The organism is Moorena sp. SIOASIH (assembly GCF_010671925.1).
Lineage (GTDB): Bacteria > Cyanobacteriota > Cyanobacteriia > Cyanobacteriales > Coleofasciculaceae > Moorena.
The window spans coordinates 154,340-172,453 of sequence record NZ_JAAHIH010000007.1; the positions used below are offsets into that span (position 1 = coordinate 154,340).

The 18,114-nt window shown below is 41.2% G+C and carries 7 protein-coding genes and 1 pseudogene; 2 read left to right on the plus strand and 6 right to left on the minus strand.

The features are described from left to right. Positions 1–6: 6 nt before the first annotated feature. The 5 genes and pseudogenes from F6J90_RS36845 to F6J90_RS36865 all read right to left on the minus strand — a co-directional run. Positions 7–9,720: a non-ribosomal peptide synthetase gene (locus F6J90_RS36845; protein ID WP_293105748.1), complete on the minus strand. Its 9,714-nt coding sequence runs from the start codon at positions 9,718–9,720 to the stop codon at positions 7–9. A 2-nt stretch (positions 9,721–9,722) separates the two neighbouring features. Then, positions 9,723–14,381: a non-ribosomal peptide synthetase gene (locus F6J90_RS36850; protein WP_293105751.1), complete on the minus strand. Its 4,659-nt coding sequence runs from the start codon at positions 14,379–14,381 to the stop codon at positions 9,723–9,725. Positions 14,382–14,408: 27 nt separating this feature from the next. After that, positions 14,409–14,783 (minus strand): polyketide synthase, encoded by a 375-nt coding sequence (locus tag F6J90_RS36855; RefSeq protein WP_293105754.1) that lies wholly within the window; start codon positions 14,781–14,783, stop codon positions 14,409–14,411. A 40-nt stretch (positions 14,784–14,823) separates the two neighbouring features. Further along, positions 14,824–14,961, minus strand: coding sequence for a beta-ketoacyl synthase N-terminal-like domain-containing protein (locus F6J90_RS36860; protein ID WP_293105756.1), 138 nt, complete (start codon positions 14,959–14,961; stop codon positions 14,824–14,826). Positions 14,962–15,040: 79 nt separating this feature from the next. Further along, positions 15,041–15,148: pseudogene (locus F6J90_RS36865) on the minus strand (helix-turn-helix domain-containing protein); the annotation flags it as partial. Positions 15,149–15,721: 573 nt separating this feature from the next. On the opposite strand from F6J90_RS36865, the gene F6J90_RS36870 reads away from it, so the two are divergent. Then, positions 15,722–16,132, plus strand: a complete 411-nt coding sequence (locus tag F6J90_RS36870; protein ID WP_293105759.1) for a hypothetical protein — start codon at positions 15,722–15,724, stop codon at positions 16,130–16,132. An 833-nt stretch (positions 16,133–16,965) separates the two neighbouring features. Beyond that, on the plus strand, positions 16,966–17,532 hold the full coding sequence (locus F6J90_RS36875; RefSeq protein WP_293105762.1) for a hypothetical protein: 567 nt from the start codon (positions 16,966–16,968) through the stop codon (positions 17,530–17,532). A 197-nt stretch (positions 17,533–17,729) separates the two neighbouring features. Here F6J90_RS36875 and F6J90_RS43915 read toward each other — a convergent pair whose 3' ends face one another. Beyond that, entirely contained in the window at positions 17,730–18,110 is a 381-nt protein-coding gene (locus F6J90_RS43915; protein ID WP_366513988.1) for a hypothetical protein, read from the minus strand. Positions 18,111–18,114: the final 4 nt, after the last annotated feature.

The following is an 18,114-nucleotide window of genomic DNA, read 5'->3' on the forward strand; positions in this document are numbered from 1 at the left end:
ATTGAATTATTGACTGTAACTTCTGTTACTTAAAGCTTTCTCTATACAAGCTTGTAACTTCTTAGCTAAGATAGTTACACTTGGTGGATAAACCATGTACTCGTGATAGCCAGGAACAGTTTCTACCTTAACCTCACCAATGGACTCCTCTGCCCAACCTAGAGTTTGTCCCATAGCAGCAATGACTTCCTGGGAGAATCCCAATGAACCTTTTTCCGGTTTGAATAAAATCATAGAACCTGAATAGTTGGGTGGTGAGTAGCTACGCATTGCATTGTAATTTAGCTCCAAAACTTTCAGGAGACGTTCAATATCAGCAACCTGAAAATCAAGAGGAACTACATTAGCTTGTTGAGCTTTCTTCAAAATGAAGACTGTTCTTTCCTCTGGAGCAAGTTTCTGGAATTCTTCGGTAGGTATAGAAACAGTTCCCCCAAACAATTGAAAGACAACTTCTTCCCCTTCTACTTCTACTAAGTTTTGCTCATCAGGCAACTTCGATGGGGCGTAGGTATCAAGTAATCCTAGAAAAGCTACTTGTTCACCTTGAATCGTTAATTCGTAAGCCATCTGTAATGCTACTGCTCCACCAAATGACCAACCAAGTAGAGTATACGGACCATTTGGCTGCACCTCACGAATAGCAGAAAGGTAAAGACTAGCCATATCTTCTACCCGTGTGAGTGGTTCTTGCCCTTTTTCTATACCTAATGCTTGTAGACCATAGAAGGGTTGCTCCGTTCCCAATAGTTTAGCTAACTCAAAGTAGCAGAAAGCAGTTCCACCACCAGGGTGTATGCAGAATATTGGCACTTTGGAGCCATTTGGGTTAATAGGAAATAGAGGGGAAAAGGAGGAAATACTTTCTTGACGGAGAACAGCAGCTAGTTCCTCAACAGTAGGAGATTGGAAGAGGGTTGACAGGGCTAGAGATTTCCCCAACTCATTTTCAATATATTTCATCAAGCGAACTGCCAAAAGTGAGTGACCCCCTAGGTCAAAGAAATTATCTTTAATACTAATTTGATGAATACCTAAAAGATCTTCCCATATTTTTAGCAATAGTAATTCTTGGCGATCGCGTGGTGCAATATATTCTTGGTTTTGATATCTACTGGCCACATCCAGTTCAGGCAATGCCTTACGGTCTACTTTGCCATTGGGAGTCAGAGGCAGTTGCGACAACACCATCAACCCCGATGGCACCATATACTCTGGCAACCGCGACTGTAGATACTCTCTCAACTGCGGTATCAGTTCCTTTCTGAACTGGGAACTCAAGGGATTATTCCCATAATTATTCCAGTTACTTGCTACCACCGATTTTTGAGTTAGGGGTGTTAACACTATCCCTTCTTTGGCTAACTCACTGCGCACAAATACCCCATCCATCAATTCTGGACTACCTTGTCCAGACCAACACAACTCTAAGCTATACCCTAAAGATGCACTTAGTTCATATAACCTCTCTGGGTCAATGCTCTTGGTTTGCTTTGACTCTAAAAACTGCCTCAACTGCTGCACATTCTGTTTTGATTCTGGTTGTGATAGCCACTCTACCAACTCTACATCATTTGCCACTCTGCCATTGACTAAACCACTAAAGCATATTGATTCTGGCCCAATGTCTCGCAGATAAGTTTCTATCTGTTGAACACTAACAGCCGCTCCACTTTCTACAGTCGGTGTTATTACTTTTCCTGGTTGTGCCTCTATATGCAACAGTACGCTATAGCGATATTTATTCAGTTCGTTTTGCTCCCTTCCCCTCTGTAAACGGATTTGTACATGAGTTATTTCTGGATGTTTTTCTTTCAGAGCTACAAACAACTCTGGTGAGACTAACAACTCGGTCTCCTGCTCCATTTTTATGTCTATCTTTTCTTTGAGTTGTTGTCTCGACAGTGAGGGAGTTGCTTGATACAGTTGCACCGAACTGTGAAAGGCTTTCATTAATGGCCAACTGCGGATATCTCCTAGGAAAATCATTCCTCCTGGTTTGACTACCCTGATACTGTTTTCTATTACTTGCAACAGATACTCCACACTAGGGAAATACTGGACTATGGAACTCAGCAATACGGCATCGAAACTGTTAGGAGCTATATCAGCCATGTCTTCAGCTCGTTTCTGTGCTAAGGAGACATGACCATATTTGTCGGGTTCGGGTTCTATTTGTTGTTTGATGTATTCTAATGAGACATTGGAGATATCTGTTCCATAATAGTTTTGTGTCTGGGGTGCGATTTGAAACAGGAGCATTCCTGTGCCACAACCTATTTCCCACACACTCTCTGGTTTCTGGGCTAATACTTGAGTTACTATATCCCCTGCCCAGATGCGCATTTGCTCTACTGGTATGGGCTGGTTATCGTAGTTGCTAATCCATCCTCTAGTGTTAAATAGAGAGTCAGTTACTTCACTCTTATTTTCTTTAATTAGTTGGTTAAATAGGTTTTGCCAACTGTTGATGTGAGTATCTAATAGTTGTAAGCTAGAAGTGCTAACTGTTTCAGTTTCTGCAAATAACCTTTGATAAAAAGGAGTTTGCTTAAACTGTTGTTTCCAGTGATAAGAAATATGTTCAAAATCAATATCTTCTCCTTGTTGCCTGAGAATACGTCCTTGGATAGCATAATCTGGATTCAAATTATTCTCGCAAAGCTTTCGGCTACAAACAGCTTCAATCACATCTCCTTCACTCACATCAATACCAGGCTCAAACACTGGAAAATAAACTGGTAACCAAGAATGCTCATGTTCGAGAATATCTATACACTCACCCTCAATAGTATGCAAATTTAACCAGACCAGAAAACCATCTAATCTGCCGGATTTTTCTATCCTTAACTGAATTTGATGAGTCAAATCTGTATCTAAAGATTTAGTAAAGTCTAAATCCTCAAATATTTCTCGATTGGAAAGTAAATTGGCTTGAGGAAATCCTTTAATACAAACCCGTAAATCAAAAGGATACCCAACCTGTTCAAAAATTTTCTGGGTATAATAACCAGAAACCTTTGTAAATCTGGGTTGATTGAGTAATGGTTCTGGAAGAGTTACTGCTGCAATCTTAGTCACACTTCTTTCGGGAATCATCGCACCGTCTGGCTTCAAAAACCTTCTGGTATTATTAATAATTACTGCTGCTCCTTCACATCCACCAATGGCTCCCACAATTTCAGAAACACATACATCCGCTAATTCGGGTAGGTTAACCGTCATCGCATCTCCATGTATGATTTCAATTTGTGCCGATAATCCCAACTTATCCACGCAAGCTTTAGCTAACTGACTGGTTTCTTGGTCTCTCTCAATAGCATAGATTTTCTTAGCTCCTGCTTGTGCACAAAATCTCGCCAAAATAGCATCCTTGCCTGTACCAATTTCTACCACTACTCGCTCTTTAACAAGTTGATTAATTGCCACTTGATAACTGTGGTTTCGACGATGGTCATTAGTCATCGCATAGTACAATAACTCATCATAAACATAGTATTCTGCTATTGATGGCCAAAGTTCTATGCCTTTCATCTTCTGGATATTTTGTTCCAACTCTGGTTCGGGAACAAAATATGCTACCAACCGCTTGTTCCCTGGATTATCTTCCCTGTCGATTACTACAGCTTGTTGGACTTGGGGATGCCTCCTGAGAACTGATTCAATTTCTCCAGGTTCAATTCGGAAACCTCGTATCTTCACCTGATTATCTATGCGACCAAGAAACTCAATATTGCCATCCGGTAAGTAACGAGCTAAATCTCCTGTTTTGTACAGCCTCTCCTCGGTTAAATTCCTCAAAGGATGGGAAATAAATTTTTCCTGTGTTAATTGAGGTTGGTTAAGATAGCCACGAGCTAAACCAACACCACTGATATAAATTTCACCAGGTACTCCTATGGGGACTGGTTGTAAATTCCTGTCTAGGATGTAGATTTGAGTATTGCTGATCGGCCTACCTATGGGTGGCACAGAACACTCTGGTGAGCATTCGGCCATGGTGGCACATACTGTTGATTCTGTTGGTCCGTAGGCGTTCACAAATTGTCGCCCCACAGACCACTGAGATATTAGCTCTGGTGGGCAAGCTTCTCCTGCTACTACTATGGTCTTTAAAGAAGGTAATTCCTCTTTGGGCATCACTGCCAGAGCTGAGGGGGGTATGGTGATATGGGTGATTTTGTTGTTCCGCAACCACTGACTCATACCCACTCCAGGCATTAAGGTATCTCGGCTGCCCATATACAAACTGGCTCCTGAACCTAAAGCTATGACTATTTCCGAGATGGAGGCATCGAAACTTAATGATGCGAACTGAACCACTCTGCTGTTTGAGTTGACTTGAAACCCTTGCATTTGAACTGTAGCCAGATTACACAGTCCCTTGTGTTCTACCAAGACTCCTTTCGGTTTACCTGTGGAACCTGATGTATAAATTACATAAGCTAAATTTTGGGGACTGACTTCACTCTCTACTTTTTCTGGTGTTTCAGTGGCTATTTTTTCCCAATCTTTATCTAGAAAGACTACTTGGGCTTGATGTTGGGGGAGTTGAGCTAATATTTGTTCTTGAGTTAGTAACACTGACACTTGGGAGTCAGCGAACATATATTCTAGGCGTTCTTGGGGATAGGCCGGGTCTAATGGCACATAAGCTCCTCCGGCTTTGAGTATGGCTAATAAACCTACTACCATCTCGACTGAACGCTCTACACATATTCCCACTAGGGTTTCTGGAACTACTCCCAATTTTTGCAAGTAATGTGCTAGTTGATTAGCTTTGCTATTTAATTGGGAATAGGTCAGCTTTTGCTCCTCAAATACTACTGCTACTGCATCCGGTGTTTTCTCTACCTGTTCCTCAAATAACTGATGGATACATTTGTCTGTGGGATAATCTGTTATGGTGTTGTTCCACTCCACCAGTATTTGGTCTAGCTCTGGCTCTGTCATTAATGGCAACTGGCTAATAGGTCTCTCTGGATTCTCTACTGCTGCTAATAGTAAGTTTTTATAATGTGACACCATCCGACTAATTGTCTCCACCTCAAACAAGTCTCGGTTATAGGCACAGAATCCTTTAATTTCTTCTCCTATTGGCCACAGATGTAACTCTAAGTCAAACCTCACTGTCATCTCAGCTCCTGCCCCTTCATACCAACCTACTTCTAAGTTAGGTAAGCTAAAGGATGGTTTGAAAATTTCCTCCTGCTGAACAGCAAACGACACTTGAAACAAGGGGTTTTGTGATAGAGACCTTTCTGGTTGCAAATCTTCGACTAGCTTCTCAAAGGGTATGTCTTGGTGACTATAAGCTTCTAGGGCTGTTTGTTTAACTCGGTTTAATACTTCTGTGAAACTTGGGAACCCTCCCAGGTCTGTGTACATGACTAGGGAGTTGACAAAGAAACCTATTAACCCTTCTATTTCTAGGCGGTTGCGGTTGGCTATGGCTGAACCTACTGCTACACTTTCTTGACCACTATAACGAGACAACAATACTTTGAATACTGCTAACAGGGTCATAAATAGGGTAGTTCCCTGGTTTTGGGTGAGTTGTTTAACTTTTGATGTTAGTGCTGCTGGTATGTTTATCGGTATACCTGCTCCATTAAAAGTTTCAACTGGGGGTCGAGGATGGTCTGTGGGTAGTTGTAGTTGAGGTAGGTCTTGCAGCTTTTGCTTCCAGTAGTTGAGTTGGCTAGAGAGGGTTTGACCTTGTAAGTAGTTCTTTTGCCACACTGCAAAGTCGGCATATTGTATGGGTAGCTCTGGTAATGGGGATGGTTTCTCGAACAGTGTGGCAGTGTAAATAGCCGAAAGTTCTTTGGGTAATACTGTCAGTGACCAGCCATCGGAAGCTATGTGATGTAATGTAATTTGCAGTATGTGTTCTGTTGTTCCTAGTTGAAACAACTGAGCTCGTATGGGGGGGTCTACTTCCAGATTGAATGAAAGTTCGTTTTCTTGTTGGAGTAGTTGTTGGAGTTTGGTGGTAGCTTCTGATGGTGTTAACCCACTTAGGTCTTTTTTGGGTAGTTCTAATTCAAAAGAGGGTTTAATTATTTGTACTGGTGTGCCGTTGATTTCACTGAAAGTGGTTCTGAGGGTTTCATGGCGAGCGATGATTTGGTTGATACTTTTTTCTAGGGCTACATAGTCTAGTTTTCCTACTAGATTTAGGGTTAATGGCATATTGTAGGCGTTGCTACTCAAGGCCATTTTTTCTATAAACCATAGCCTTTGTTGAGCAAAGGATAACGGTGGGGGGTTTTCATTTTCCTCTCTTGGTTGAATGGCTACAGTCTCTACAGGTTGGCTTTGAGCTAAATATATCTCTATTTCCTTAGCCAGACTGGCCACATCTGAATTCTCAAATAGCTTTATGAGGGGTAACTCTATATTGAGGAGTTGTCGCACCCGAGACACAACCTGAGTAACCATCAAAGAATGGCCACCCAAATCAAAGAAGTTATCATGTATTCCCACCTGTTCTATACCCAACACTTCTTTCCAAATCTCTGCTAATGCTTTCTGTGTCTCCGTTTCAGGAGCCACATACTCCGTTGACGCACTAATAGCTAAATCTGGTGCTGGTAAAGCCTTACGGTCTACTTTTCCATTCGGTGTCAGTGGCAGTTGCGACAACACCATCAACCCTGATGGCACCATATACTCTGGCAACCGCTCTTTCAGATACTGTTTCAATTTATTTATTTGTTCTGTCTCTGATATTTCAGGGACTGAAATTTCGCTTTCTAGCACTAGGTAGGCCACTATACGTTTATTACCTAGGTTGTCTTCAGTGGCTAATACTACTGTTTCTTTAACTATGGGATTTTGAGTTAGGGTAGCTTCTATTTCTCCTGTTTCAATGCGATATCCTCGCACTTTTACCTGATGGTCTATCCGCCCGATAAATTCTATGTTGCCATCAGCTAGATAACGACATAAGTCTCCTGTTTTGTATAATTTTGCTATTTTTGAGTCGTCAAAGGGATGAGGAATAAATTTGGAGGCTGTCAGTTCGGGGCGGTTGTGGTAGCCTATTGCTAAACCATCTCCTCCAATATGAAGTTCTCCAGGCACTCCTATGGGCACTGGTTGTAATTGGGAGTCGAGGATATATATTTGGGTGTTAGATATTGGCTTACCTATGGACAGATTTGTTGCTCCTTCTGCTACTTTAGTCACCTTGTACCATGAAGAGAATGTAGTGTTTTCTGTCGGTCCATACACATGAAGCAATCTTTCTGGTGCCCCTTTTTCAAGTACCTGTTTCACTGATTTCGGGTCTACTGCCTCTCCTCCAAATAACAAATGTTTCAAGGTACTGAATGCTTCTGGTCCTGAGTAGGCTAACTGATTAAATAAAGCTGTTGTCAAAAACAGTGTAGTAATTTTTTCTTGTTTGATATAGTTGACAAACTCTTGAGGAGAAAGGAGTACAGATTTGGGAATTACTACTGCCACTGCTCCGTGTAATAAAGCTCCCCAAATTTCAAATGTGGCTGCATCAAAAGAGGTGTTGGAAACTTGAGCTACTCGGTCTGTTGGCTCCAATTGCACATAGTTGGTGTTGCTAAAAAGCCGAACTACTCCTTGATGAGGAATAGTTACTCCTTTTGGTTGACCCGTTGAACCTGAAGTATAGATAACGTAAGCTAACTGATTAGCTGTTACCTGATTTTCGGGCATTTGCTGACTCTGTTGATTAATAATTTCGGAATCTGTATCCAAACAAATCACAGTTCCTATAGTTCCCGATAGATGATGCTGCCATTTTTCTTGAGTCAAGATGATGGATAGTTGTGCATCTTCTACCATGTAATTGAGACGGGAAGTTGGATAATTCGGGTCTAATGGCACATAAGCTCCTCCGGCTTTGAGTATGGCGAGTATTCCTACTACCATCTCTACTGAACGATCTACACATATTCCCACTAAGGTTTCTGGAACTACTCCCAATTTTTGCAAGTAATGGGCTAGTTGATTGGCTTTGCTATTTAATTGGGAGTAGGTCAGCTTTTGTTGTTCAAATACTACTGCTATGGCATCTGGTGTTTTCTCTACCTGCTCTTCAAATAACTGATGGATACATTTGTCTTTGGGGTAATCTGTTTTCGTATTGTTCCACTCCACAAGTATCCGATCTAGCTCTAGCTGTGTCATTAATGGCAACTGGCTAATAGGTCGCTCGGGAGTCTCTACTGCTGCTGATAGTAAGTTTTCATAATGTGACACCATGCGACTAATTGTTTCGGCTGAGAACAAGTCTGTGTTATAGGCACAGAATCCTTTGATTTCTTCTCCTACTGGCCACAAATGTAATTCTATATCAAACCTCACTTCTTCCATCCATCGCTCCCAATCTAACTCTATCTCTAAGTTAGGCAGGCTGAAGGATGGTTTGAAGATTTCCGACTGCTGAACAGCAAACGACACTTGAAACAAGGGGTTTTGTGATAGAGACCTTTGAGGTTGCAACTCTTCGACCAATTTCTCAAAGGGTATGTCTTGGTGACCATAAGCTTCTAGGACTGTTTGTTTGACTCTGTTTAATACTTCTGTGAAGCTTGGTTCCCCTCCCAGGTCTGTATACATGACTAGGGAGTTGACAAAGAAACCTATCAACCCTTCTATTTCACTGCGGTTGCGGTTAGCTATCGGTGTTCCTACTGCTACACTTTCTTGACCACTGTAACGAGACAGCAATACTTTGAATACTGCTAACAGGGTCATAAATAGGGTCGTTCCCTGCTTTTGGGTGAGTTGTTTAACTTTTGATGTTAGTGCTGCTGGTATGTTGATCGGTATACCTGCTCCATTAAAAGTTTGAACTGCAGGTCGGGGATGGTCTGTGGGTAGTTGTAGTTGGGGTAGGTCTTGCAGCTTTTGCTTCCAGTAGTTGAGTTGGGTTTCTAGGATTTCACCTTGCAAGTAGTTCCTTTGCCAAACTGCAAAATCTGCATATTGTATGGGCAACTCTGGTAATGGGGATGGTTGGTCTTCCAGGATAGCAGTGTAAATAGCTGAGAGTTCTTTGGCTAATACTGTGCCTGACCAACCATCGCCTGCTATGTGATGTAATGTGATTTGCAGTATGTGTTCTGTTGTTCCTAGTTGGTACAACTGAGTGCGTATGGGGGGATCTACTTCTAGATTGAATTTTTGTTCATTTTCTTGTTGGAGTAGTTGTTGGAGTTTGGTGGTAGCTTCTGATGGTGTTAATCCACTTAGGTCTTTTTTCGGCAGTTGTAGTTCAAAAGAGGGTTTAATTATTTGTACTGGTGTGCCGTTGATTTCACTGAAGGTTGTTCTCAGAGTTTCATGGCGAGCAATGATTTTGTTGATAGTTGTTTGTAGGGCTACATAGTCTAATTTCCCTACTATATTTAAGATTAATGGTACATTGTAGGTGTTGCTACTCAAGCCCATTTTTTCTATAAACCATAGCCTTTGTTGTGCATAGGATAATAGTGGGGGTTTGCCGTTTCGCTCAATAGGTTTTATTTGAGACTGCTGTGAGTATACAGATTGTTTGGCAGTGTGCAAAAAGCTGATTACTTCTTCTTTACGTTCTCGCAGTTGAGCCAGCAATGTGGGTGTAAGTTTTCCTTCAGGAGCACTATAGTGTAGTTGCTCTCCTTCAAGCCAAAGTTGGATATCTTGGTTGCGAAGCTCAAGTAAAAACTCTTCTATCATTTGCATTTGTTTCATACCTATATAACTCCTTGATTACGTTGGTTAGCTGTGTTATTTTGGGTAATTTGATGTGTTTTAGCCGCCCAAATACACGCATCTATATACTTACTTATACTTTCCACTGTAGAAGATTCAAATATTTTGTTTAAAGGAAACTCTATGTCAAAAGCTTGTGGTATTCGAGATACAACTTGAGTTGCTTTCAAAGAATGCCCACCCAAATCAAAAAAGAAGTTATCATGTATTCCCACCTTTTCTATTCCTAACACTTCTTGCCAAATCTCTGTTAATACTTTCTGTGTCTGTGTCTGGGGAGCTACATACTCCGTTGACACACTACTAGCCACATCCGGTACAGGCAAAGCTTTACGGTCTACCTTACCGTTAGGAGTCAGAGGCAGTTGCGACAACACCATCAACTCCGATGGCATCATATATTCTGGCAACCGCAACTCCAGATACTCTCTCAACTGTGGTACCAGTTGCTTTCCTAGCTCGGAACTCAAGGGATTATTCCCATAATGATGCCAGTTACTTGCTACCACCGATTTTTGAGTTAGGGGTGTTAACACTATCCCTTCTTTAGCTAACTCACTGCGCACAAATACCCCATCCATCAATTCTCCTCTTCCTTCTGCAGACCAACACAACTCTAAGCTATACCCATTATCCGAACTCAGTTCATATAACCTCTCTGGGTCGATGCCATTGACTGCCTTTGACTCTAACGTCTGCCTCAACTGCTGCACATTCTGTTTTGATTCTGGCTGTGATAACAACTCCACTAAACCTACGTCATTAGCTACTCTGCCATTGACTAAACCACTAAAGCAAATTGATTCTGGCTCATGGTCTCGCAGATAAGTTTCTATCTCTTGAGCACTCATATCCGCTCCACTTTCTACAGTCGGTGCTATTATTGATGCTGCTTGGGCTTCTATATGCAACAGTACGCTATAGCGATATTTATTCATTTCGTTTTGCTCCCTTCCCCTCTCTAAACGTATTTGTACATGAGTTATTTCTGGGTGTTTTTCTTTGAGAGCTACAAACAACTCTGGTGATATTAGCAATTCTTGCTCCTGCTCCATTTGTTTGTCTATCTTTAGCTTGAGTTGTTCTACTGACAATGATGGAGTTGCTTGATACAGTTGCACCGAACTGTGAAATGCTTTCATTAATGGTAAACTCTGGATATCCCCTAAGAAAATTATCCCTCCTGGTTTGACTATCCGAATTGCCTCAGATATTACTTGTAACAAATACTCTACATTCATAAAGTATTGAATCACCGAGTTTATAATCACCATATCGAAGCTTTGAGATGCTATGTCACCTATCTCATCTGCTCTTTTCTGTGCTAAATTGACATGAGCATATTTCTCTGGTTCCTGGAGTATTTGTTGTTGGATATACTCTAGTGAAATCCTAGATATATCGATGCCATCATAGGCTTGTGTGTGGGGTGCTATTTGAAATAGTAGCAACCCGGTTCCACAACCTATTTCATATACTTTTTTCGGTTTATGTGCTAATACTTGACCTACAATATCCCCTGCCCAAATTCGCATTTGAATTTCTGCTAAGGATTGGTTGTCGTAACTGCTGCGCCAACCTGAGATGTTGAATAATGGGTCAGTTACTTCACTCTTCTGTTCATCAATTTGTTGGTTAAATAGGTTTTGCCAACTATTGATTTGAGTGTTTGAGAGTTCTGGGTTTGATGTGATACTGCTTTCAACTTCAGGTACTATATATGCTACTAGACCTTGAGCACCTGAGTTATCTTCCCTGGCTACTACTACTGTTTGTTTTACACTGGGATGTTGAGTTAAGGTTGCTTCTATTTCTCCAGTTTCTATCCGGTATCCTCGCACTTTAACTTGGTGGTCTATCCGCCCGATAAATTCTATATTCCCATCACCTAGATAACGGCCTAAATCCCCCGTATTATATAATTTTGACTTTTGAATTCCCTCAAGGAGGGGGTTGACTTTTGAGTTGTCAAAGGGATTGGGGATAAATCTCTGATTTGTTAAATCCTCTCGGTTGAGATACCCACGAGCTAAACCAACACCACCGATATAAATTTCACCAGGTACTCCTATGGGGACTGGTTGTAAATTTCTGTCTAGGATGTAGATTTGAGTATTGCCGATCGCCCTACCTATGGATGCCACAGAAGACTCTGGTGAGCATTCGGCCATGGTAGCACATACTGTTGATTCTGTTGGTCCGTAGGCGTTCACAAATTGTCGCCCCACAGACCACTGAGATATTAGCTCTGGTGGGCAAGCTTCTCCTGCTACTACTATGGTCTTTAAATCAGGTAATTCTTCTTTGGGCATCACTGCCAGAGCTGAGGGGGGTATCGTGATATGGGTGATTTTGTTATTCCGCAACCACTGACTCATACCCACTCCAGGCATTAAGGTATCTCGGCTGCCCATATACAAACTGGCTCCTGAACCTAAAGCCATGACTATTTCCCAGATGGAGGCATCGAAACTTAATGATGCGAACTGAACGACTCTGCTGTTGGAGTTGACTTGAAATCCTTGCATTTGAACTGTAGCCAGATTACACAGTCCCTTGTGTTCTACCAAGACTCCTTTCGGTTTACCTGTGGAACCTGATGTATAAATTACATAAGCTAAATTTTGGGGGCTGACTTCACTCTCTACTTTTTCTGGTGTTTCTGTGGCTATTTTTTCCCAATCTTTATCTAGAAAGACTACTTGGGCTTGATGTTGGGGGAGTTGAGCTAATAATTGTTCTTGAGTTAGTAACACTGACACTTGGGAGTCAGCGAACATATATTCTAGGCGTTCTTGGGGATAGGCCGGGTCTAATGGCACATAAGCTCCTCCGGCTTTGAGTATGGCTAATAAACCTACTACCATCTCTACTGAACGCTCTACACATATTCCCACTAGGGTTTCTGGAACTACTCCCAATTTTTGCAAGTAATGGGCTAGTTGATTGGCTTTACTATTTAATTGGGAATAGGTCAGCTTTTGTTCTTCAAATACTACTGCTATTGCATTTGGTTTTTTCTCTACCTGTTCCTCAAATAACTGATGAATACATTTGTCATTTGGGTAATCTGTTTTCGTATTGTTCCATTCTACCAGTATTTGGTCTAGCTCTACCTCTGTCATTAATGGTAGTGCTGTTACTCTCTGTTGCGGATCGTTCACTATCTCTTCTAACAAGTTCTGGAAATGACCAGCAATTCGGGCAATAGTTTGCTCATCAAATAACTCAGCATTGTATTTTAAGAACCCAACCAGAGATGAGTCTTCTTCAAACATTTCCAGGAATAAATCATATTGACTTTCATACTGTTCGAGTAAAAATGGTTCTACTTCAAGTCCTCCCCAATTCATCAAGGTTTTTTTGCTGCTAAAAAAACACTTTGGCACATCTTGAGATTCCTGGAATTTTTTTAGTACAAAGCCAGCCTGAAAAAGAGGAGCACGACTGGAGTCACGTTCTAGCTGTAACTTATCTACCAATAAAGCAAAGGGATAATCTTGATGAGCTAGTGCTCCCAGGACTGTCTGGCGTACTTGAGAGAGGAAATCTCTAAAAGAGAGATTCCCTGACAAATCTGCTCTCATCACTACTGAGTCCACAAAGTAACCAACAAGAGAAGCAAACTCCGCTTTTGTTCTACCAGAAGTAAGAGAACCTACTAAAATATCCTCTTGACCGGTGTAACGATACAGAAGCACTTGAAAAGCAGCCAACAGAGTCATATAAAGAGTTGCACCCTCTGTTTGAGCTAGTTCCTTCAGTTGTTCAGTCAACTTTTCGGATAATTTGAAGGGATAGCTGCCACCATTATCAATCTGTATAGGGGGTCGTGGTTTGTCTGTAGGCAAATTCAATACAGGTAATTCCCCGCCCAATCTTTGTTGCCAATAGTTCCATAGTTGTTCTCCTTCTTGTCCTTCTACTAACTCCTTTTGCCAACTAACATAATCTTGATAAGAATACTGTAGTGGTGGTAGGGATGCCTCAAGCCCATTTAGTTGAGCTTGGTAAAGTTGTGGTAGCTCTTTGGCAATTAAGTTCCATGACCAACCATCTAAAGCAATGTGGTGTATTGTCAGTAACATAATATGGTCTTGCTCGGAACAAGTGAACCACCTAACTCGCATAACTGGTTCTGTTTCTAGGTTAAAAGGATGTCTGTGAGCTTCAACTACCTTTTTGTTTAACTCCTCTTCACTCCAACTAGAAGCATCTATCTGTAAGAAGTCTAACTCTTGATGTTGATGTAGTTGTTGGATTGGTTGTTCGCCCAACTTCGGGAATTTACTCCGTAGTAGCGGATGTCTTTCCCTTAGAGCTTGAAAAACTTGTTGCCAAATAGTTATATCTACCTTAGAGTAGATCCGAACCGAAAATGACACATTATGATTATGACCCTGGGGTGATAGCTGCCACAAAAACCAGAGACCTTTTTGACCATAAGAGAGGGGATGGACTTGGGATATATCTGGATTTTCCCTTAGTAACTGTAAGATTTCTGATTTATACTGCTCTAATTCGGCCATAACATCAGTGGTCAGTACTTCTTGGGAACCTTCAGTTCTTAACTTTCCTTCATCACTCCATAATTTAACCCCTTTGAGAGAAAGGTCTTGTAAGAATTGAATTAAGTTCATAGTTCTACCTTGATCCAGTTATTTTCTTTAATGAACTGCTACTAGGGATGAGGAACAAGCTGTATCTATTGCCATGCTCGGCCCAAGGAAGTCGAAAAAGTACGAGAGACGATTTGCATTGATACAATTTAGGTTACCAGTACCAGTATAGGTAGTAAAGTTACTGGTGTTTTGGGCAATGAGTTCGTAGTAGTCGAAGCTTGATATACCCATAAATACGCCTGTAGGCGTACCTGCTAATTCTTCTGGTGGTTGTCCTGCGTCTTCTAAAGCTTCCCAAGCTAGTTCCAGCAATAGCCGTTGCTGTGGGTCCATTGTTTGGGTTTCTCGGGGAGAAATACCAAAAAATTGTGGGTCAAACTTATCTACTTGTTCTAAAAAGCCTCCCCATTTAGTGTTCATTTTCCCTGGTTTGGTGGCATCTCGGTCATAAAATAATTCGTTATCCCATCCGGGCAGGTGGTACTTCTGTTATTGCATCTACACCATTGCATAATAATTCCCAAAATGCTTCTAGATTTTTAGCTCCTGGAAAACGGCATCCCATACCTATAATTGCAATTGGTTCTTGATTTATCATTTTTTCAGCTCTCCAGGCGTTTACTCATCCACAGGCATTGACGAACCGCATTTTATACTTGCGTTTAAATCTCGATATTCCACAAATTCAAACCCCAGTTGTAACACCATCTGCTATAACCTCCGTGTTGAGCCATCAGCGTTTTCTGTTTGTTATTAAGTTTGAGCTTTGTTCTGATGGATTTAATGTGTGTCTTTTGACCCCAGCCTATCTAATAGTCTGCTTAATAGCCTTTGGTATTCTATCCTTATTCTTTGATTAAGTCAATGCTCCCTGGGGGGGTGACGAAAATAGTTATAAAGCACACAGGGCAAGCGATATAGCTCTCATTACCTCGTCAATAATTATTATATTTATTATGATTAAGTTTCATTACTTATTGTTTAAAATTAATAATTTTATGGCTAAATTTGACCAGAGTAAGCTCATATAATTTGGTATAAAATTTACTTGACAAAAGTCTCAAAATAGTATCATTTATAGCTAGCAGGGAACAAAGCTTGTAACATAGACATGGCTTGCTCCCTGGCTCGCTTACCTTTTTTATAATGCTTGACACAACGGCGATTAAGGGGAAGTTTTACTACTGTCCACTCAAAAAGAATCGATATTTATCTCGGTATTTGACCAAGGAACTCCAAAAACCTTCTTTAACGATGAAGCTAGTCTGATTCAAGAATACCCCATATATGGTGTCTTTGCGTAAGTCCTGGCGATTTAATAGTTTCATCACTACTTTCGGTAAAAATACTTAAAAAAAATGCGATTCTCTGAAAGAGACGCTACGGGCACGCTAACATTTTTATTCTGTACTCTGTTCCCGATTCTCAATTCTCAATTCTCAATTCTCAATTCTCAAGTCTCAATTCTCAATTCTCAATTCTCAATTCTCAATTCTACTTGGTGGTGCGTTACGGGGCGGGCTATTCCAATACTGGCCCTCGAAGTTAAAAATGAGGGCAAGCCCGCCCCTAACGCACCCTACATTCTCAAGTCTCAAGTCTCAATTCTCAATTCTCAATTCTCAAGTCTCAATTCTCAAGTCTCAATTCTCAATTCTCAAGTCTCAATTCTCAAGTCTCAAGTCTCAATTCTCAAGTCTCAAGTCTCAATTCTCAAGTCTCAAGTCTCAATTCTCAATTACATAAAAAAACAATATCCCATTCCATAACCGTACATTTTATATAAATTATCACTCCAAAAAAACATCTAAAATTTCTTGAAAAACTTAAGTATTATAGTTATGATTATAATTGTAAATATTACAACGAATTGTTAACTATGTCCGACAATTTTCGCCCTAACCCAGAAAACAATCCTGAGGAGATCACTCCTAGTAATACGCCTCAGGAACCTTTCCGCAAAAAATACCCCATTAAGCACATTTTGAAGCGATGCAGCGCGGTCTTGGGAAGGCAGCGCGGTCTTGGGGGTTCCCCCCATGAGCGACTGCCGTGGTTTCCCCCATGAGCGACTGCATCAAGACAGGGCTCCCGCCAGGCAATAAACAACACCATGTATACCCTTTATGCACGGGGTTACGCCCAAATTGACGAGTGGAGCCCCCTTCAGCCAACTGAGATTCCTGGGGAATTCATGACGGTAATGACAAAATACTTAACTCTGGGTTAAGGGCTTAAATTTCAGGGGGGGTTTCCCCCCTGGCCAAAGCATCAGGTCTGATGTTAGCGGTCAGTGGTCAGCCTTGGGCTGATAGCTGATAACTGATAGCTGACAACTGATAGCTGATAGCTTACGGTCTAATCACATCGGATCACGTCCGGATGGGTTTACAAAGTTGAGACATAAGTAACAATTCCTAGCCGTGGAACATATTGCTGCGGCTATTTTTTTTGTTATTATGTAGGGAGAACAAACTTCGGAGCAGTGAGAAGGAAGTAGGGTGGTTGGAAAAAATGAGGTAGGGGTAGCATGTTGATAGGGATGCAGTGAGTTCTTGGTGGGAATTCACCCAAGTGTCGGTAGTTTACTCAGCTTTTAATTATGAAAATACAACCCACGATTTACTGGAACAAGCTGGCAGAGATTAAAGAACTCAAAGAGTTTTTTGAAGAAGATTTCCAAGGATTTGTCAAACTCATAGAATATCACATTAAAGAATTTGAAAAATTTTCTGATCAAACTCTAGATAAATTTGCAAAGCTAAGAGTATTAGAAGTAACCAATGGTTGCACTCAATGGGGATTTCGTCGTGGCGATCAAGAATGTTTATCTGTAGAACAGACCCGTAAATGTATGAACCTAGTCATGGGTTTTATGAAACAGGTAGAATTATATTTTCCCAGCGAGGGTCAAATTGAATTTAACGATGAAGAAAAAGCATTTATTCAAGCAGGGCGAGCACTTTATAAAGATGCATTTAAAAACAATGTTAAGGAATCAGAACGCCAATACTATGCAGCATCAACAGCCCAGTTTATTGTATATGGGCATGAACGTATACAGCGAGCCATGACATTAGTCAAGCAAGATTATGAAACTCTCTTTTCCCTTTACTACATTGAACGGGGACAAAAATATATTGCTCCCTATTTAGGAGGGTTTGAATAGTATTTTTATCTACTGGTTTCCCACTATCCCAACTTTCAACAATGATAAAATGTATCGCTACTTTATTGCTGTTGCTAATATTATCCTTTGCCTTTGCACCTCCCGCTGTTGCCTCCTACTGCCGCAATAAAAATAACAACCGGATTTGCATCCTTAGCATTAAGCGGAGTGCTAAGTATCCATGGGAATATCGAGCATCAGTTAGTGTGAATGGCGTTGCTACTCCTATAGAAATATATAATTGTCGCAATCGCATTAGAGTTAAGAAAAACCGAACTGTTGTGCCCTTTCAAGACAACGGTCCAGGGGAACTTATCTGTAGTATTTTGAACAAATAGTATAAGAAAGGGAATCGGGAACAGGGAACAGGGAACAGGGAACAGGGAATAGGGATAATAGTTGACTATTTCAGCTGTTTGACCCGGTGGGTGGAACGGGCATCTTGCCCGTGGTGTGGAACGGGCATCTTGCCCGTGGGGTGGAACGGGGCGGACTATCGCAACGCTGGCTACGAGGCGGAAAATGAGGGCAAGTCCGCCCCTAACACACCCTACGCACTCTAAATTCTCAATTCTCAATTCT

What these genes read in the sequence shown, in the direction of transcription:
- F6J90_RS36875 (WP_293105762.1), top strand. Translation starts at nt 16,966, where the DNA reads ATGAAAATACAACCCACGATTTACTGGAACAAGCTGGCAGAGATTAAA.
- F6J90_RS36870 (WP_293105759.1), top strand. Translation starts at nt 15,722, where the DNA reads ATGCGATTCTCTGAAAGAGACGCTACGGGCACGCTAACATTTTTATTC.
- F6J90_RS36860 (WP_293105756.1), bottom strand. Translation starts at nt 14,961, where the DNA reads ATGATAAATCAAGAACCAATTGCAATTATAGGTATGGGATGCCGTTTT.
- F6J90_RS36850 (WP_293105751.1), bottom strand. Translation starts at nt 14,381, where the DNA reads ATGAACTTAATTCAATTCTTACAAGACCTTTCTCTCAAAGGGGTTAAA.
- F6J90_RS36855 (WP_293105754.1), bottom strand. Translation starts at nt 14,783, where the DNA reads ATGAACACTAAATGGGGAGGCTTTTTAGAACAAGTAGATAAGTTTGAC.
- F6J90_RS36845 (WP_293105748.1), bottom strand. Translation starts at nt 9,720, where the DNA reads ATGAAACAAATGCAAATGATAGAAGAGTTTTTACTTGAGCTTCGCAAC.